The following is a 19350-nucleotide window of genomic DNA, read 5'->3' on the forward strand; positions in this document are numbered from 1 at the left end:
AAAAATCAAGTAAATACGCTTGTTTTCGCTATTCTTTTCGATTACTCGTTTGTGATTGCTTCGTAATCATCTGGTACGCTGATACCGAGTTCGTCACAGATATCCTTGTTGTACTTCTTTGTAAACTGTGGTGCATACTCGATTGGCATCTCTTCTACCTTAGACTCACCCTTCAGGATCTTGGCTGCCATCTTACCAGTTGCGACACCCAGATCATAGTAGCTGATAGAAAGTGTTGCAACACCACAACCCTTACAGATACCTTCCTCGCCGGCAACTACAGGAGTCTTTGCTGGCATACAGATATTCTTGATGATCTCTGTATTAGCTGCGACTGTGTTATCTGTTGGAACGTAGATCACATCACTTGCATTGGCTGCAGATGTTGTGACTGTTGAAAGGTCATTGGAATCGGAGAAGGAATAATACTCACATGTATATCCAAGCTTCTCCAGAGCTGCCTTGACTGTATCTACCTGATACTGGGAGTTTGCCTCTGCTGAACAGTACAGAAGTCCGACTGTCTTTGCATCTGGGAACAGCTCCTTGATCATATCTGCCTGACTCTCCAGTGGTGCAAGATCCGATGTACCAGAAATATTTCTACCAACGGTACCATTGAAATCAGAAAGCTCGAGTGCAACACCATATTCTGTTACAGATGTACCAAGAATCGGAATCGTGTCTGTACCGGCTGCGGCTGCCTGTAATGCAGGCGTTGCATTTGCAAGGATCAGATCTACATCGCTGCTCACAAAACCATTGATGATCGTCGCACATGTATTTGCATCACCCTGTGCGTTCTGCTCATCAAACTTGATTCCATCCTCACCAAATTCTTCGACTAATGCATCCTTAAATCCCTTTGTTGCAGCATCGAGTGCTTCATGCTGTACCAGCTGACAGATACCTACCGTATAAGTATCATCCTTCTTGCCGCCACAGGCGCAAAGGGAAAGTGTCATTGCAGCAACAGATGCAACTGCAAGTAATTTCTTTAATTTTCTCATGATTCTCTTCCTCCTCGACGATATGCATGTCTTCGCTGCATATCCATTTTCTTTACTCATTTATTGCTCTAATAGGTTAATGATTTAGTGTAATAAAGTATTACAGTAACAGATTAAACCACGATTATTTAAAAATGTCAAGTTTTTGTAACCTTTTCGTCCGCCCACGTGTATAATCTGTGAAAGGCCTTTTGAAACAGACGGAGGATGTGACTATGAAGATACCAATACGGATACTGATGGAACGCTATCAGAATCATTTATACCGGATTGCATTCAGTATCTGTCAGAACCGCGAAGACGCAGAAGATGTCGTGCAGGACACCTTCCTGCAATATCATATTCTGAAGAAAGAATTTGAAGACGAAACCCATATCCGTGCATGGCTGATGCGGGTTGCAATCAACAAATCCAGGAATATCGTTCGCGCCTTCTGGCGGAAACACCGGCAATCCTTAGAAAGCTATATGGAGGAGCTGGATTTCCCAGATACTGAAAGCAGTACCCTGTTCGAGGCAGTGCTGCGGCTCCCGGAGAAACAGCGCACCGTCATTCATCTCTTCTATTATGAAGATTACACGATCAAGGAAATCGCAGAAATACTGCATGTAAGCGAGAGCAACGTCAAGGTTCGCTTAAACCGTGGACGCGCCGCTCTTCGAGAAGAAATCAAGGAGGATTGGAACTATGACGAATCATGAAAAATATAAGCAGGCATTTGACTGCCTGACGACCGACGCAGAAATCAACTTAAACCCGGCATCCATCCGGCGCAGCCGGACAACCCGTGTGGTTCGGCGCATGTGCTACACTGCTGCATGTCTGGTCATGATGTTTGCCGCATCGAACGGCATATGTTACGCGGCGACCGGGAAATCTCTTGTGCACACAATCATTGTTATGGCAGATGGCTCGAATGTGGAGATCTCCGAGGACGACAACTCGGTTACATTTACCATCGAAAAAACAGGAGATCTTTCTTACACGACTGCCGAGAACGGACGCCTGTATCTAAATCTGAATGATGAGAAAACAGACATCACCGATCAGTGCAGCGACACAGACTATTTCCGGAAGGATTACACCGATTCCGAAGGAAATAAGCATGTGCTCATCGCAGGCGGAACCGTGGAAAGCTACGGCTGGGCAGAGTATATCTTCAATGCAGAGGGAAAATATATTTTCAACACGATGAATATCCCAACTGACGAGGCGAATCCGGATGAGACGCCTGTATGGTTTGCGAAAGCCGAAAAAGACCTTGGAGTTGACGCAGACGCTCTGTTAGAGCAGGGCGGTTCCTACAAAATAGATGAAACCGGCATCGAACAGACCGAAACCGTGACAGAATCTGCACAATAATTGATTTTGCCGTTGCAACTACCCCCTGTATCCGCTATAATCAAAGTAGACTGTTGTGCAAAATATGCAAATTATCATGCATTTTTTGTACGAATTGATTAGCAACAGGGGGTAATTTTAATGATAGCTGGAAAAGAAGAAATCGAACGCCAGAAAGTATTCGGTCGTGACCACTTTGTATATGAAGAAAATTCCTACTTTATCGATGTCAACGATGACTCCGAGCGTATGTGGTTCCAGAACCGGATTGGTGTACCAAATTATAAATGGTTTCAGGAAGGTACGGGCGACAAGCACTGGGTTCTCTACAATCCGATCTGTTTTATGCCTACCAAGAACTGGAATGGAAAAAAGATTCTGAAATTTAACTACCGTGAATTCAAGGGTGGACGTCTGGAGGTTCCGATCAATGCAAGTAGCTGCTGTGGTATGTTCTCCTGGGTAACGCTCCCGGAAGGCTTCCAGATCGGCGGACTGTTCAACACGCGTGGCATCAAGGACATGAACCTGATGTTTGCAGGCTGTGTTATGCCGAAGGGCTTCTCGCTCGGTGACCATTTCCACACGAAGGAAGTCGAGGATATGCGATACATGTTTTACCAGAGTTCTGTATCCGAGGCATTTGATTTCGGTAAGATCTTTGATACATCGCATGTCATGAACATGGAGTATATGTTCTCTGAGTGCCGTATCCCGGATGGACTGAAATTCCCGGAGCGGTTCCTGACTGCACAGGTAACGAATATGGATCACATGTTCTACGAGAGTGTGTTCCTTGGGAAAGCGGATTTTGGAGACGGCTTTGTTGTATCGCCGGGCACGAACACGAATGATATGTTCACGGACTGCATGTTCGGGGACGAGAAGATTGATAACAAGTACAACCAGGATTTCAACTATGTGAAATCTCGCCTTAGTTGACGGAATTTGCATGTACTTAAGTTAAACGAAGCACGCTGTATAATTCTTGATACTTCATATCGGAGCCAGAGTATATACGATGTATTGAAACTAAGAAGTACTAAATGTTCTGATTCAAATCATAATACCGTACGCAACCGCCGCCAATTCGCCATCCGTGGCTCAGTGGCGGCTTGTTTGAACATCGTGTTCAAACATTGCTGGTAACTCACAGAACATCAAGTACTTCTAAGTTCCAAACATATGTATATTCTCCGGCTCCGATACGAATTTATCAGTATTATACAGCGTGCTTCTGTATTTACTGTATGGGTTAAGCAAATTCCTCACGTCTAAGGATGTACATGAAGGAAATTGTGAAATCCTCAACATAAATTAAGATGCACCACAAATATCTTTCTAAAGCAGACCGTTGAAGCACGTCGGCACTTAATGAGTGCGAAGCGCGAATTTAGTACCGCTACGTGCTGAACCGAGCGAGAGCGCGTCTGCATAGAAATATATTTGTGGTGCATCTCTTTATATAATTATCTTTCACAATTTCCGTATCGTTTATTTCACATATTTCCGGTAGAACGTATCAAGTTCGAGCGGCTTATCGTAGTAGTAGCCCTGGATACATTCGACACCTGCGTTTCGTACGATGGAGAGTGCTTCCACTTTCTCGACACCTTCCGCACAGACAGCGATACCAACCTTCTTGCAGTATGTAACGATGAATTCGATCAGCGCTTTGTCCTTCGGTTTCTCGGTGATACTCCGCGTCATCGTGTGGTCAAGCTTCACCATGTCGGCAGGAATGTCTTTGAGTACGGTCAGCGATGCATAGCCGGTTCCGAAGTCGTCAAGCGCAATGCTGATACCCGCATCCTTGAATGTCTGCAGGACGTCCGATAGAAATGACGTTTGCTCCACCCGGCAGCTCTCCGTCAGTTCCAGCATGACCGCATCATGCGGAAGCTGATAATGATCGAGCCGTTCCACAACATAACCTAAGAGCTCCGGATCTTTGAACTGTACATAAGACACATTGATCTGCAGACGTTTCAGTGGCAAATGCCCGATCTGTTCCCGCCACCTGGCAAGCGTCTGTAATGATTGGTCGATCACCCATTTTCCAACCCGGATGATCTCCTTGGAATTCTCCAGAATCGGAATAAAATCCATCGGTCCAATCACACCGAATTCCGGATGAATAAAGCGGAGTAATACTTCCGCTGCATCACAGACCTCGCTCTTCGTCTCCACGATCGGCTGCATTACAATACGGAAACCCTTACAGTCTTCCTCCACGCACTCCCGGATTGCCTCCTTCAGACGTGTCATATATTTCTTCTGTGCAAATAATTCCTTGCTGTAGAATACAACATCATCGGTATTCGTCAGCTTTGCATGATCAAGGGCGTAAAACAGGTTACTTTGAATCTGGTCTAAGAACTCCCCATCTTCAGGGAAGAACGCTGCCGCTGCCTTAAACCGCAGGTGTACCACCTGCCCGGACACGACCAGATTCCGCATAAAGCTGTCTACGAACTTCTTGTATTCTACAATACGCTCCACACCTGCATCCTGCATGACAATCGCAAAATTCGCTCCGTCCATCCGAAATACATGACAGTTGTGGAGCACACCCTCACGCAGCTTCTCTCCGATCAAGGCGAGCACCTTATCACCATAAGCATAGCTGTATTCTGCATTGATCCGCTTGAAGTTCTCCAGCCCGATCATGAGAATTCCACCCCGCGCGCGGTCATCCAGCAGACGGTTTAACTCACTCCGGAACTGATGAACGGTCCACAGATTCGTGACTGCATCGATCTTTGTCTGATATCCCATATTCGTGACAAGACCACCAAACCACTCTGCTTTTCCATCCGCATCGTAAGTCATGTATCCACGGCAATTGACCCACACATATTCTCCCTGTGCGTTCTTGATACGGTACTCACAGTTGTGATACGGCGTTACGCCATGGAGAAGCTCCATAAGACTATCTGTATATGGTTCCACATCCTCCGGATGAATCCGGCTGATCCACTCCCGCGTGGAATCTCCGAATATCTCCCCCGGTAATCCGAAATATTCCACTGCCGATGCAGACCAGCGTATCATGTCTTCTTTTAAATTGCCATAAAATAAAAAAGTTTTGCCCGGTGCTTTGGATACCAGGTCAAAATAACGTGACTCGAATTCTGACTTGTCCACTCATACACGCTCCTTCCCTCTTGCTTTTCATTCTCTTGTGTATGCATATCAGAATGTTTACATTTTTTGCATATCTTTTCTTATTTATTATATAGGATATTTTCCAAATAGGCAATACATACTGCCAGAATATGAAAACAATCGTGCAAAACCGTTCCATTTCCCTCCGGTTCCTTCCGATACGAGCGGTACAAACTGTTGAAGCTTGTCCGGGAAAAGCATTTATCTACCGCATCCCGCATATTCGGCAGGACTGCAAGCATATCCCGCATATAAATATGCAACTGCTTTTCGTATCGGATATGCGCAAAAAATCCACTGGTATAGCGCATTGTGTGCGGATACGTGAAGCGGTCTGCCAGATAATGTGTCGCCTTTCCCATCTGGTAATAATCACGCACCGACAGTTTCTCCCGTTTCCGCAGCACGCGGTACACCCGGTTGACAAAAAAACGAGACCCTTCCGCTGTATGCCCACCGATCAGCATACGCCGATGGTCATTCAACGACAAAGGTCCCGCATCTTTTTGTTGTCTATGCGCGCGCAGCAACTGAAAATATCCATGGATGTATGAACATTTGTTAACATCCGGCATGATATTTCCAATTACAAATGCGTATTTTTTTACCGGTTCTTCTATCTCAAATACACGTGCAAGATAACGCCCTAAGGCAAGATGATCTTTGGTTTGCATAAATCGAATCCCTACTTCTGTTCTTTTATTTCCAGCTCCGGCTGCATCGAAGCGACCTTCGTATTCGCCGGGATGGATGTCGTGACAAAAGAGTTTCCGGCTACAACAGAATTCTCACCGATCACAGTCTCGCCACCTAAGATAGTAGTATTCGCATAAATCACAACATTATTCTCGATCGTCGGATGACGCTTCACACCGGAAAGCAGCTGTCCCTTCCGTGTGGAGAGTGCTCCAAGCGTTACGCCCTGATAGATCTTCACATGATCGCCGATCGTCGTCGTCTCGCCGATGACGATTCCCGTACCATGATCGATACAGAAATATTCGCCGATCGTCGCACCCGGATTAATGTCGATTCCGGTCAGTCCGTGTGCATATTCCGTCATGATACGCGGAATATAAGGTACATTTAACTCATACAGGACATGTGCATACCGATATACAAAAATCGTGAAAATCCCCGGATAGGAAAGGATGATATCCTGGTGGTCCTTCGCCGCCGGATCACCGTTAAACTCCGCATCCACATCCTTTAAGATCATCGCCTGAATGTCCGGGATCTTCGCGATAAATGTTGATGTATACTCCTCCGCTTTCGCACGGATCTCTGCATCGGCAAGCTCCTTGTTATCGAACTTTAACGCGACACGTACCTGCTTAAACAGCCGTTCATAGAGGATTGCCAGCGTGCTACCGGCGAAATTATCCTTTGACACATACGCCATATTTTCAGAGCCGAAAAATCCCGGAAATGTAACCGTACGCAGTCCTTCTATAATCGAAATGATCGCATCCCGGTCTGGCACGCAATCGCCAAGTGACATATCAAAAATCTTCTGTGCTTCATAATTTCCCTTCAGGCGCGCGGTTGCCTCCTGAATCGTCTTATTTACAATTGTACCCATGACCTGCCTCCAATATCTATTCAAATCATAACCACCTCACACCCTCAGATGCATATGCCGGTCTGCATTTTATACCGGACACATATATTGCAATTCTGTTCATACTATATTATGATATAGAAAAATTGCGCGGATGTGCAATGACTATTTATATTTTCAATATTTATACTATACTATTATAAAACAAAAAAGTCCAAGGAATTTTTCGGAGGAACTATGAATAAGAAAGCATTGATCGCTATGAGCGGCGGTGTCGACAGCAGCGTGGCGGCCTTTCTGATGAAGGAGCAGGGCTACGAATGCATCGGTGCCACCATGAAATTATATCAAAACGATGACATCGTCATCAACAAGGAACACACCTGCTGTTCCTTAGACGACGTGGAGGATGCCCGTGCTGTGGCACATTCAATGGGCATGGATCACTACGTCATGAACTTCAAGGAACATTTCAGGGAACAGGTCATGGACAAGTTCGTGCATTGCTACGAATGTGGCATCACACCGAATCCCTGCATCGACTGTAACCGCTATTTGAAATTCGAATATCTGTACCAACGGGCACAGGAGCTTGGAATGGATTACGTTGTCACCGGACATTATGCGCAGATTGTACAGGATGAAACAACCGGGCGCTATCTCTTGAAGAAAGCAGTCGACGCAAGCAAGGATCAGAGCTATGTGCTCTATTCCCTGACACAGGATCAGCTTGCGCACACACAGTTTCCACTCGGCGGCATGCCGAAAAGCGAGACGCGTGCCATCGCGGAAGCACATGGTTTTGTCAATGCGAAAAAGCACGACAGTCAAGATATCTGCTTTGTGCCGGATGGAAATTATGCGAAGTTCATCGAACAGCATGCGTGCAAGACTTACCCGGAGGGCGATTTCGTTGATGTCCACGGCAATGTCTTAGGACGCCACAAAGGAATCATCCGCTACACGATCGGACAGCGCAAGGGACTTGGGCTGGCACTGAAAGAGCCGATGTATGTCATGGATGTCGACATCGAGAAAAATCAGGTTGTCCTCGGGCGAAACGAAGACCTCTTCTCGAAGCGCCTTGTCGCAAATGATGTGAATCTCATCTCAATCAGCCATATAGATGCCCCGGCCCGTGTCACTGCGAAGGTCCGCTATCGTCACACGGAAGCTCCTGCAACTGTGAATCCGCTGCCGGACGGAAAGATCGAAGTCATCTTCGACGAACCGCAGCGTGCGATCACGAAAGGACAGGCCGTTGTTTTATATGATAGTGATATTGTAGTCGGCGGCGGCACGATCTGTGAGACAGAAAAACTATATTAAACTATTTTCTGCATAAAAAGAACTCGTAACAATCACATGCACACGCAAGCATGTTTGTTTACGAGTTCTTTTCTATTTCATTATACTTGATAGTCCTATATTGGAATTATAATTGACGTTCTGCGTCTTCAACTCCACCATATCCATACAGGCATGCCATATAATTCATGATGTCGTATGTCAGGTTGCCGCCTGCCTGTGCGATATCGGTCACAAATTTGCCAAACAGGATAAACGTCCGGTCTCCATAGGCAGCAATGTCTCTGCGCAGTGCCGATTCGATTGTCTCCTGTGCATCATTTGTATAGATAAAACGTACATAACCTGCCATCTTCGGATAATTCTCGATGAATTTCTGCAGCCAGTCTAACTGGATCTGCACCAGATCCTCTTCGATGCCAATCCGTTTCTCACTCCGCTCTACCTGCAAAGAATTTCCTGCCTTACAATCCTGCAGATAGCTTGCAAGCAGATCATTCGTCCAAGCCAGATACCGGCTCTTCCGCATGATGAAGAATGTATTCCAGTCGTCCGGATAGATGGTACTTCCAAACAACTTCCACTCCGCATCTATGATTGCCGCAATCGTTTCCTCGCGGTCAAATGGCGTTTCATTGCTCCATTCACGTGCCAGTCCCATCTCTTCTTCGAGGTCATATTTTGATTTTTCTGTTGTCTTTTCTTTTGCCGCCTGCTTCAAATCGTTTACATACTCGCGGTAGTTTGCTTCCATCTCGGCATCCTCCACGGCACCGAAATCACCGCGATCCACACGCTGTACCAGATCCTGCGCATATACATCAAGGAATGTATCTGTCCCTTTCACTACGCCCTGCATTTTAAGCTCCATCAACAGATATTCTGCAATATCCTCAAAGCAGGACACAATCTCGTCTTTATAATTCGTCTCATACGCGCTATACGTACGTCCTTCCCACGCAGCTGCCTGATTCGGAATCACTGCGATCCGGTCAAGGATCGGAGCCACGCTGTCAATGAGCGACAGGCTCTGCATGCCTTTCCGCATCCATTTATAATAAGGTGCATACTTCTGATTCAGCAGATAAATGATCTCCATCGTGTACTGCATGCCCTTTGCCACGCAGAGATTCGCGGTCACATAATCCTGTCTTGCCATCATACGTGCATAATTCGTCTGCGCTGTCTGCGCAAATCCATGCAGTTTCTCTGCCAGACGCATCATCCATACCTTTGTTGGATAATACTCAAGCAGACTCTCCCGTATCTTTGTAAATGCACCGGCATCATCGCGGAACACCATTCCATTGGTCGCCGCCGCCAGCTTCTCTTCTGAGATCTGCCGCCAGCTATCCGGGAGAATATAACCACCCTCTGCGGTTTTCTGTACCTTCACGCCAAGCAGATTCTCATAGAACTCGCGCACAGAGGAAACACCTCTTCTATGTGACAGCACCTTGTTGACCGAGTTTGTCGGTGCTTCAATTCCATTTTCACGTAAGAATTCATCGCCAAAATCAACCAGAAGCTGCTCATACGATTTCTGCAGCATACCTCCGATACTCCGGTAATCCTCCTCTGAAAGCCACAGACAGAATCCCAATGCAAAATCATGATCGCGCGAAATGGCATCGTCATAGCCAAAGCATTCCGAACCCTCTCCGACAAGTCCGACGGCAATCCGTGCCTCGTAATTCGGAAATTCCTCATGGATCATCTTCGCACCATGCAATTCATAAAAACGCTTGCAGATATGCAGCCAGTTATTCTCTGCATTTGGCTGAACCGTATCCTCCGATAATGTATCCACATAATCGGACTGTCCCTGTGCCGCTTCCTTGGTCCCGATTTCCTGCGGCACTGTTTCCGCCTGCACTTCTCCCATATGCACAATATTCGTCAGATATTTTACAGAAGGATTTGTTTTCATATCCGCAGTCAAAACTGCCGTCTGTTCTTCTTCCTCTTCCTTCTTCATTTCCTCGGCATAATATTTCGCCTGCTTATAACGCTCTTCGATTTCCAGATATGCATTCGATTTTCCGACGTGCTTTTCCATTTCCTGCATCGCCTGCATATAATAATCCGCTCCCTGCACATACGCTTCACGCATGCAAAGTGCATCGCCCATCATCGCAAGTGCCGTACTGTAATGGAAATCGCGTTTTCCATCCCATTCAAAGATACGGAGCGCACGCTCCAGACATTGCAGTGCTTCCTCATACATGGTGGATGCCGTTGTGCCATCTACCCGCTGTCCATTTGCGCCCATGGCGGCACCGCCTGCGAGCTGCAGCAACACCTGTGCCAGATTGCACCGGGTCGTTGCCTGCTCCATCCATGCATTCTGCTGTAGATCTACGACCGCAAGTGCCCGTCGGAATGTCTCTTCTGCCTTCTTCAGCTCGCCACTTCCCTGGTAGACAAACGCCCAGTTATTATAGAGTGTCGCGAACCGGTAATCTCCCGCAGAAAGCTTCTCCCGGTAAAGTACCTCCACACGTTCAAACAAATTCTGTGCTTTCATATAATAGCCAAAGGTACGATACGCATTTGCCACATTTAACAGGCTCGTTGCATATTCTACCGTGCCTTCCATGCCCATCTTTACGAGTATATCTTCAATATCCGCACAATACCGAAGTCCCTTTGCATTCTGATTTGTATCCCTGCATAACCCCATCATTTCATTCAGCAGAGAAAGTGCCGATGCATAATCCCGCTCATCCATCGCCACTTCAATATTGGTCGTCAGAAACTCCTCTATATCTTCCAGAGAATGTGTTCCAAACATATTGTCATAATCCATCAATACCTGATTGATATCCATCAGTCGTACCTCCTCTTTTCCCCGAATGTTCTTATGCACACGCTTTTTGCTGCATTGCATCCACAATGCGGTTTCGCACCAGCTTTGCAATCTGATCCGTTGTAATCCCCTCATACTCTTCCGGATAAATCGCTGGCAGGAAATGTACCTGTGTCTTTACACGCCGCAGAGAATTGATCTCAAATGGTTTATAGGAATCTACCAATAACACGGGAACAATCGGACAATTTGCACGCACTGCACATTTGAATGCCCCCGGCATGAATTCCTTGATCGCATTCCGGTTATGAAAATACCCGCCCTCTGGAAATACAATGTACCGTCTGCCTTTTTTTACTTCTTTTGTCACTTTCCGGACCGCCTCTACCTGACTTTTGATATCTGTCTTATCAATCCGGCAGCCGTCGATCAATGTAATAAACTGATCGACAATAATCATCTTCGAACGCTTCGCATCCATCATAACCGTACAAGGTTTCTTATGGGCGTCCATAATTCCAAGCGCATCGTATTTACCCTGATGATTGGCATATAACACATATCCGCCCTCCGCCGGCAGATTCTCCACGCCAGTCACACTCGTCCGAATCCTGCCATTTCGTTTCATGACATGAATCACATGAAGTGCCACGCGATAACGGTCTGCCTCGGAATAGCGTTCCGTATTTTTCTCTATATAACTTCCCTTCGCCAGATAGTAAATAATATATGGCAAAGAGATAATAATCACATACCAGAATCGTAGCATTTTCTCTCTCCGTCAAAAAAATAAAAGGATCTTGTCAAAGACCCTTTTATTGTAACACTGAATTGTTAGAAATAGCAAACCTTTTATGTATTTATTCGCTTTGTTTTGACTTATAATATTCATCAAACAGCTTATTTGCCGCATCCAATGTCTTGTTGCTGATATCCGGCAGATCTTTGCCCCATGCAGCAGTTGCCTGTTTAAAGCCTTTTTCCATTGCTTTCTGCATTTCGCGCATCTTGTCCTCATCGTCACCGGCGAGAGCACTTGCAAAATCAAACAATCTCTGCGAGGTCTGCTTCACGCCCCAATATCCATCGTCGGAGATATCTTCCTGTGCCTGTGCTTTCGTTGCTGCATCCACAGTGAAATTTCCGTTTGCAAAGATCTTCCAGATGGAATCGTCTCCGTTTGCAATTCCATACATACCAGCCTGCTTACCAAGCATCTGGGATACAAGATTTGTTAGACTGTTCTGTCTGCTTTCCTGATCCGCTTTGAGCTGCTTTACCAAAGCTGCGCGGTCTTCCTTGCTCATCTTGTTGATGGAATATGGTGCCTTGGCACTTTCCTGCGCGCTCTTCTCGTAAACCGCATCTTTCTCTGTCTCTGCAGAAGCCTTCTTCTCGGATGTCTCCGCAGCCTTTGCAGTTACACTATAATCAGAAACGGTTTCACTTGCAGCCTGCATACCTGCCATTGCATTTACTGTCATTCCCATGTTCTTTTGCTCCTTCCTTAGAATCATACGCACTTCCTTGTGCTTTTGGAGATGGAACCCCCATCTCTGTTTATATTATCGGTCATTTACCATGGATTGTTAACAATCTGTCCGCGAATTTATTAATGAAATGGGCGAATCCGATAGGTAACGCCCAGTTCGTCACAGATTGCCTGACATTTTGCCTCTTCTTCTCTCGTGATCGTCGTCTCCACGGTACTTAATACCACCTTCGGCACATACCTTTTCGCATCCTTTGCGAACTTCAGCATCGCCTCAAAGGAACCGTCCCCGAATTTACTCCGCACAATCTCCTGATACCGTTTGGCATCCGGTGTGTTCAGACTGATAGAGATTGTGTCGATCAGACCTGCAAACTTCGGTGTGATATCTTCGTTCCAGATCAGATCTCCAAGACCGTTTGTATTGATACGGATCGGCTTATCATAATGTGCTTTCAGATATTTTGCGATCTCAAGCAGTGCATCCAGCCGTTCCGTCGGCTCACCAAATCCACAGAATACAATTTCTTCATACGGCGTAACATCCGTTTTCTCAAACTCTGCAATCACTTCTTCCACACTCGGCTCATGTTCCAGCCACAAAGGCGCATCATTTACCTCTGACACATGATCACGGGTCTGTCGTTCGCAGAACGTGCACGCACACGGACAACGATTTGTCAGATTCACATACAATCCGTTATGCACTTTATATAATATCGTCATTGCTTTTCTTACTTCACTACTCATTCTTCTCACCTGTCAATCTCACATTACTTTCAAACATACGGTTAAATCCAAGCCATTCCGTCTTGTCTTCATTCTCCCGGATAATCTCGGTAAATGTCTGCAACTTCGCATCCATATTATCGGCATGTGCGAGTGCCATCGCCTCGATCAATGCTGGTTTCTTCGGTGAACCATATTCCAGTTCCCCGTGATGTGCCAGGATGCAGTGCTTCAGCTCATTTGCAAGCTTCGGTGGAAATCCTGGAATCTCACGCACCTTATCCGCAATCATCATCGTACCCATCACAATATGTCCGACTAACTGTCCCTCGTCGGTGTAATCGTTCTGTGGGAAATCGGAAATCTCATCGACCTTACCGATGTCGTGACAAATCGCTGCCGTCACAAGTAAATCATGATTGACAACCGGATAATTCGCTGCGATATATTCACATAATTTTGCAACCGATAAAGAATGTTCCAGCAGACCGCCTATAAATCCATGATGAATGGACTTCGCTGCGGAATGCTTCTTGAACTTCTCCGCAAATGCCTTGTCTTCGACAAAGAACATTTCCAATAGTTTATGTAAATACTGATTTTTTACACCCTGAATCAGTCCCAGTAATTCCTGATACATCGTATCAATATCTTTCGTTGAACATGGCATATAATCTGTCACATTGTATTCGCCTTCATCCGCCACGCGCACACGCTTGACATTTAACTGCAATGCTCCGTTAAAGCTCGTTACCTGTGCGTCAACACGAATATAGTCCATCGGCTCGAAATGCGCAATCGCATTCGAAAGCTCCCAGATCTTTGCATCGACCGTTCCGGTCTTATCCTGAAGCTGCAAAGAGTAATATGTCTTTCCAGCCTTTGTCTTTGCTACCACTTTATTCTTACAGAGATAGATTTCCGATACCATCTCTCCATCACGCAATTCTTTGATATAATTCATGCTCTTTCTTCCTCCATCCTGCGCTTCACTCTTTCCTATTTATATCACTTATATATACTTTTCGCAAGGGAGGATTCCTCCGCCTTCTTCGTCTTCGCACGTTCTTCCTGTATGTTCGTTGGCTCCATATTCTCAAACCAGTTTCCCATGCTCCCGCCTCCGATCATAAACCATAGCATACAACTTCTGAAAATGTAAAGCGTAAGTTTGGAACATTTAGAAAAAGTGAGTAATTATGCGAGTTTACGGGCAAAAATATTTTTATTTATGTGTTTAATAACGTTAAAAACGAAAGGCGTACTTCGCTATTAAAGTACACCTTCCGCCTTTGTTATTCTTATTCTTCAATTACATAATTATTACTTCTTGATATAAGCCTTTGTATTCACAGACTGAATATTCTTATAGTTGTTCGCCGGTGCCGCGCTTCCCTTCGGTACCAAAACAATCTGGATGCCTTCGAGACGCTTCGCATATCCGGCAGTTCCTGCCTCTTCTCCGTTCTTTGCCCAGCCAAGCCAGCCGTAAGACTGTGCATGTACACGATAATATACATCAAAGCGGTTTGCCATCTCGCCATAAAGCTTGATCTGGATTGCTTCCAGCCGCTTTGCTTCTCCGCTTGTTCCGCTCATCGCACCATTCGTTACCGGATTCTGCCAGCCAAAGGACTGGACGTGAGTGCGGTAGGAAGTAGTAATTTTCCCCTCTACATCTTCAAATATATAGCCATATTCCTTGGCATAAGACTCTGCGTACGAACCAGCATATCCCCGGATAGTTTTAAGATTCACGCACCCCCAAAAAGCACTATTCTCTATTTTCGTCACGCTTTCCAATCGTTGTTACTCCATCTGGTATAACAGCATACTCCAATAAAGCGCAATAATAAAATGCCTCATCACCTATTGTTGTCACACTGTCTGGTATTACAATACTTTTTAATAATCTACAATCCGCGAACGCACACTCGCCTATTTTCTTTACACCATCCGGGATCTCTACCGTTTTCAATTCTGTCTTGCTTTGAAATGCCCTATCCCCAATCTCGGTACATCTGCTTGGCATTACGACATCTGCACCGTTTGCCTTATATTTTGTAATCTTCGTTCCATCCCACTCAAAATCTGCTTCACTCGTCTCAGCTATATCTGCAACTACCATTTCTGTCGGTTCTTCCGCCGACACCGTCCCCACCGGAACGTTTACCAGCAAGCTGACGCCCATACATGCCGCCAGCGCAAAGCCTGCAAATCTCTTTGTTCTTCTCATCTTTTTTCCTCCTCTTCTGCTCTCCATATACATAATTTCTTCTCTCCCCACGCACAATAATTAGTAAAAATATTTACTAATTAGGATAGTACATTTCTTTACTATGCTATTGTGTAAACAAGGTGAAATTATGGATAATAAAAAATATATTGAACGAATCAAAAATTTAAGAGAGGATCATGACTACACGCAGGAATATGTCGCTAACTATCTTGGCACATCCCAGACAATGTATGCCCGCTATGAGCGCGGTGCCAACGAATTGCCAATCCGCCATCTTCTATCCCTGTGCAAATTGTATCATGTTTCCTCCGACTATATACTTGGACTGAGCAATAAACTCTAAGTCCTTGTTTTGAATCGTCAATCTGTCTTTAATTTTAGTAAATATATGTACTAAAGTCAGGTCGATTTCTTGTAAGTCTTCTAAATATATGCTATCTTAATTTTATACTATTTTTTAAGGAGCGTGATTCTATGAATTGTCCAACATGTGGAGCAACACTTACAGACGGCACAACGATCTGTCCTACCTGCGGAGCAGCGATCTCCCAGCCGGCAGATTTCAACCAAATGCAATATCAACAGCCTGAGACAAACTTCAATCAGGCACAGTATCAGCAGCCTCAGGCAAACTATAATCAGCAACCATACCAGCAGCCTCAGGCAAATTTCAATCAGGCACAATACCAGCAGCCTCAAGCAAACTATAATCAGGCACAGTATCAGCAGCCTCAGGCAAATTACAACCAGATGCCATATGCAAATTCTGCTGCCTATGCCCCAGCAGGTGCTAAGTACAAGCGGAAATTCAATGCCGGACATTTTGCAGTGATGGGCGGAAGCCTGCTCTGTCTGATCTCCGTCTTTCTTCCGTTCCTGTCTGTTTCCCTTTTTGGATACAGTGAATCAATGTCGTTATTTAAGGACGGCGAAGATGGCGTCATCTTTTTGATAACTGCAATCGTGATCATTGCATTGTCTATGCTGCGGGTAAATACATTGAATATTATCCTGACCCTGATTCAGGGAATTTTCGCAATTTATGAAACTATGAGCGCAAAAAGCGAACTTTCCGATTATGGTTCTATGGTTCAATATGGTGCTGGTTTCTATCTGCTTTTGATCGGTGGTATCGTTGCATTTGTCGGTGCCATTATCGGCTTGGTTCTTCATATCAATGCAAAGAAAGCATTTAATCAAGCCTAACATACTTTTATAAAAGGAATAAACCATGAACAAACGAAGCTTACGCATACTAGAGTTTAATAAAATACTATCTATGGTGACAGAATATGCGACCTCCCCTATGGCAAAACGCCGGGTGGACCGCATGAAACCCCAGCGTGACATCGAACAGATCCGAAAATTACAGGAAGAGACAAACGATGCACTGAACCGTCTGAACCATCATGGAAATATCAGCTTTTCCGGGTTATGCGATATCGGTGCATCCATCAAACGGCTGGAGGTACAGGGTACCCTTACTTCTAAGGAGCTTCTGGACATCGCAGCCGTCTTACAGGTTGCAAAAGCAGCCAAACAGTACGGTGACGGTTCCGATCTGACCGAAGCACTCGCCAGCCGGAATCAGGAGCCTGTTTCACAGACAACCTTCGATTCTCTGACCGAACGCTTTAACATGCTGTTGCCATTAGAGCACATCGCATCCGAGATCAACCGTTGTATCTTATCGGAAAATGAATACGCGGACGATGCAAGCTCCGGTTTGAAGAACATCCGCCGGGAAATCCGTCTCACCAACGACAAGCTGCACCAGCAGTTAGATAAGATCATCAAAAGTGACGCAAACCGTGACCAGTTGCAGGATTCTCTGATTACCATGCGAAACGGCAGATACTGTATTCCGGTCAAGCAGGAATACCGTTCGAAATTCCCGGGTATGATTCACGATCAGTCCTCGACCGGCTCCACGCTTTTCATCGAACCAATGGCAGTCGTCAATCTGAACAACCAGATCAAGGAGCTTGCGAACGAGGAATTATTAGAAATCGAGAAAATACTGGAGAGCCTGAGTGCGCAGGCAGCTACTTATGTCTCTGACATCGCCTACGATCTGGAATTACTGACCGATCTGGATTTTATATTTGCAAAGGCGAAATTCGCCCGCGCAACAAACAGCACAAGACCGATCTTTAACACCGACGGTATCATTGATATCCGACAGGGACGTCATCCATTGCTGGAGAAGCACACGGTTGTGCCAGTCGATATCCGGCTTGGTGAGACATACAACCTGCTCATTATCACAGGTCCGAATACCGGTGGTAAAACGGTTTCCCTAAAGACACTCGGACTGTTTTCTCTCATGGGGCAGGCAGGTCTGCACATCCCGGCGATGGAGGAATCCCGCCTGGCTGTCTTCGACGATATCTTCGCAGATATCGGTGACGAGCAGAGCATCGAACAGAATCTGTCAACGTTCTCCTCTCACATGAGCAACATTGTCTATATCGTGCAGCATGCAACCCCGAACACACTATGCCTATTCGATGAGCCGGGCGGCGGAACCGATCCGGTCGAGGGTGCGGCACTGGCAGTTTCCATCTTAAATTATCTGAAAAGTATGGGTGCCCGCTGCATGGCGACGACACATTACAGCGAATTGAAAACATACGCCCTTTCCACCGATGGAGTAGAAAATGCATCGTGCGAATTTGATGTGGCAACTCTGCGTCCAACCTACCGTCTGACAATCGGTATTCCGGGTAAATCCAACGCATTTGCCATCGCAAGCAAGCTTGGTCTGCCAGATTATATCATCAACTCCGCAAAGGATCAGATTGACAGCGATGCGATCGACATGGAAACCCTGCTCGCGGATCTCGAAGCAAGCAAGCGATCCATGCAGGAGGACGAAAAGGCAATCGAGGCATATAAACAGGAAATTGAATCTCTGAAGGAATCCTTGCAGAAGAAGGAAGAAAATCTCGATACGAAGAAAGCCGAGATTCTGAAAAAAGCAAGGGAAGAAGCCAGAGACATAATCGATGACGCCAAGGATGTGGCGGATCAGACAATCCGCGATTACAACAAATGGCGCAATAATCCACACAAGGCCGACATGCGCACGATGGAAGAACAGCGCAGCAAGCTTCGAAGCAAAATCAAAGATTACGAGAAATCCGGTGCATCCGAGACAAAGAAACAGACCTCAAACCATAAAGCATCTGATTTCCATATCGGGGATACCGTGCAGGTACTCAGCATGGGAACACGCGGTACAATCACAAAACTGCCAGACAACAAAGGCATTGCAGGCGTACAGATGGGTATTTTAAATTCTATGTTGCCGATTTCCGACCTGCTGATTATCCCGGAAAGTACCGTATCAGTAAATGGAACAAAACAAAAATACAGCGGCAAACATGCAGGCGGAGATCATACATCCGTCAGCAAATCTATGACATTCTCTCCAGAACTGAACGTCATGGGGAAAACAGTCGATGAAGCATGCTTTGAGATTGACAAATATCTGGATGATGCAGTTCTGGCACACATTTCCCGTGTCACGATCATCCACGGAAAGGGAACCGGTGCCCTGCGCAAAGGCATCTGGCAGTATTTAAAGAAACATCCACTGGTGCAGTCCTATCGCTCCGGCGAATTTGGTGAGGGCGAATATGGCGTTACCATCGTCGAATTGTAGACGAGTTACAACCATACAACACACTT

General features: G+C 45.8%; 18 protein-coding genes. 7 read left to right on the forward strand and 11 right to left on the reverse strand.

Features of this window, described 5'->3' with window-relative positions:
- Positions 1–41: 41 nt before the first annotated feature.
- The gene (locus tag H9Q76_RS13040; RefSeq protein WP_117780381.1) at positions 42–1010 is read right to left on the reverse strand and encodes an ABC transporter substrate-binding protein; all 969 of its coding nucleotides are present in this window, start codon (positions 1008–1010) and stop codon (positions 42–44) included.
- Positions 1011–1225: 215 nt separating this feature from the next.
- Between H9Q76_RS13040 and H9Q76_RS13045 the strand changes: the two genes are divergently transcribed.
- From H9Q76_RS13045 to H9Q76_RS13055, 3 genes are all read left to right on the forward strand, one after another.
- A complete protein-coding gene (locus H9Q76_RS13045; protein WP_021984569.1) occupies positions 1226–1711 on the forward strand; it encodes an RNA polymerase sigma factor in 486 nt (161 codons plus the stop codon).
- Entirely contained in the window at positions 1698–2372 is a 675-nt protein-coding gene (locus H9Q76_RS13050; RefSeq protein WP_021984568.1) for a hypothetical protein, read from the forward strand. Before H9Q76_RS13045 ends, H9Q76_RS13050 begins: the two co-directional genes overlap by 14 nt.
- A gap of 120 nt (positions 2373–2492) precedes the next feature.
- Positions 2493–3293 carry a BspA family leucine-rich repeat surface protein gene (locus H9Q76_RS13055; RefSeq protein WP_117780382.1) on the forward strand — a complete coding sequence of 267 codons (801 nt, stop codon included), beginning with the start codon at positions 2493–2495 and terminating at the stop codon, positions 3291–3293.
- A 552-nt stretch (positions 3294–3845) separates the two neighbouring features.
- On the opposite strand, the gene H9Q76_RS13060 is transcribed toward H9Q76_RS13055, so the two are convergent.
- From H9Q76_RS13060 to H9Q76_RS13070, 3 genes are all read right to left on the reverse strand, one after another.
- Positions 3846–5498, reverse strand: coding sequence for a GGDEF and EAL domain-containing protein (locus H9Q76_RS13060; protein ID WP_249321289.1), 1653 nt, complete (start codon positions 5496–5498; stop codon positions 3846–3848).
- 80 nt (positions 5499–5578) lie between these two features.
- Positions 5579–6193, reverse strand: coding sequence for a zinc dependent phospholipase C family protein (locus H9Q76_RS13065; protein WP_117780384.1), 615 nt, complete (start codon positions 6191–6193; stop codon positions 5579–5581).
- 11 nt (positions 6194–6204) lie between these two features.
- Positions 6205–7101 (reverse strand): serine O-acetyltransferase, encoded by an 897-nt coding sequence (locus H9Q76_RS13070; RefSeq protein ID WP_117780385.1) that lies wholly within the window; start codon positions 7099–7101, stop codon positions 6205–6207.
- A 216-nt stretch (positions 7102–7317) separates the two neighbouring features.
- On the opposite strand from H9Q76_RS13070, the gene mnmA reads away from it, so the two are divergent.
- Positions 7318–8409, forward strand: a complete 1092-nt coding sequence (mnmA, locus tag H9Q76_RS13075; protein WP_117780386.1) for a tRNA 2-thiouridine(34) synthase MnmA — start codon at positions 7318–7320, stop codon at positions 8407–8409.
- Between the two features lie 106 nt (positions 8410–8515).
- Here the strand turns inward: mnmA and H9Q76_RS13080 are convergent, their stop codons facing one another.
- From H9Q76_RS13080 to H9Q76_RS13110, 7 genes are all read right to left on the reverse strand, one after another.
- Positions 8516–11218, reverse strand: a complete 2703-nt coding sequence (locus tag H9Q76_RS13080) for a DUF4125 family protein (RefSeq protein WP_181985549.1) — start codon at positions 11216–11218, stop codon at positions 8516–8518.
- A gap of 31 nt (positions 11219–11249) precedes the next feature.
- Positions 11250–11966, reverse strand: coding sequence for a lysophospholipid acyltransferase family protein (locus H9Q76_RS13085; protein ID WP_117780388.1), 717 nt, complete (start codon positions 11964–11966; stop codon positions 11250–11252).
- 91 nt (positions 11967–12057) lie between these two features.
- Entirely contained in the window at positions 12058–12687 is a 630-nt protein-coding gene (locus H9Q76_RS13090) for a hypothetical protein (protein WP_021984560.1), read from the reverse strand.
- A gap of 122 nt (positions 12688–12809) precedes the next feature.
- Entirely contained in the window at positions 12810–13439 is a 630-nt protein-coding gene (locus H9Q76_RS13095; protein WP_242995339.1) for a TIGR04100 family radical SAM protein, read from the reverse strand.
- Entirely contained in the window at positions 13432–14382 is a 951-nt protein-coding gene (locus tag H9Q76_RS13100; protein WP_118671598.1) for a 3'-5' exoribonuclease YhaM family protein, read from the reverse strand. The genes H9Q76_RS13095 and H9Q76_RS13100 overlap by 8 nt, the downstream gene beginning before the upstream one ends.
- Before the next feature lie 359 nt (positions 14383–14741).
- The gene (locus H9Q76_RS13105) at positions 14742–15176 is read right to left on the reverse strand and encodes a hypothetical protein (RefSeq protein ID WP_243023061.1); all 435 of its coding nucleotides are present in this window, start codon (positions 15174–15176) and stop codon (positions 14742–14744) included.
- 16 nt (positions 15177–15192) lie between these two features.
- Positions 15193–15654: a leucine-rich repeat domain-containing protein gene (locus H9Q76_RS13110; protein ID WP_118374310.1), complete on the reverse strand. Its 462-nt coding sequence runs from the start codon at positions 15652–15654 to the stop codon at positions 15193–15195.
- Between the two features lie 130 nt (positions 15655–15784).
- On the opposite strand from H9Q76_RS13110, the gene H9Q76_RS13115 reads away from it, so the two are divergent.
- The 3 genes from H9Q76_RS13115 to H9Q76_RS13125 all read left to right on the forward strand — a co-directional run bounded on the left by H9Q76_RS13115 (position 15785) and on the right by H9Q76_RS13125 (position 19324).
- Complete coding sequence (locus tag H9Q76_RS13115; RefSeq protein WP_249321290.1) at positions 15785–16000, forward strand: helix-turn-helix domain-containing protein; 216 nt, start codon at positions 15785–15787, stop codon at positions 15998–16000.
- Positions 16001–16131: 131 nt separating this feature from the next.
- Positions 16132–16863 (forward strand): zinc ribbon domain-containing protein, encoded by a 732-nt coding sequence (locus H9Q76_RS13120; RefSeq protein WP_249321291.1) that lies wholly within the window; start codon positions 16132–16134, stop codon positions 16861–16863.
- A 25-nt stretch (positions 16864–16888) separates the two neighbouring features.
- Positions 16889–19324, forward strand: coding sequence for an endonuclease MutS2 (locus tag H9Q76_RS13125; protein ID WP_249321292.1), 2436 nt, complete (start codon positions 16889–16891; stop codon positions 19322–19324).
- Positions 19325–19350 lie beyond the last annotated feature (26 nt).

The organism is Wujia chipingensis (assembly GCF_014337155.1).
Lineage (GTDB): Bacteria > Bacillota > Clostridia > Lachnospirales > Lachnospiraceae > Coprococcus_C > Coprococcus_C hominis.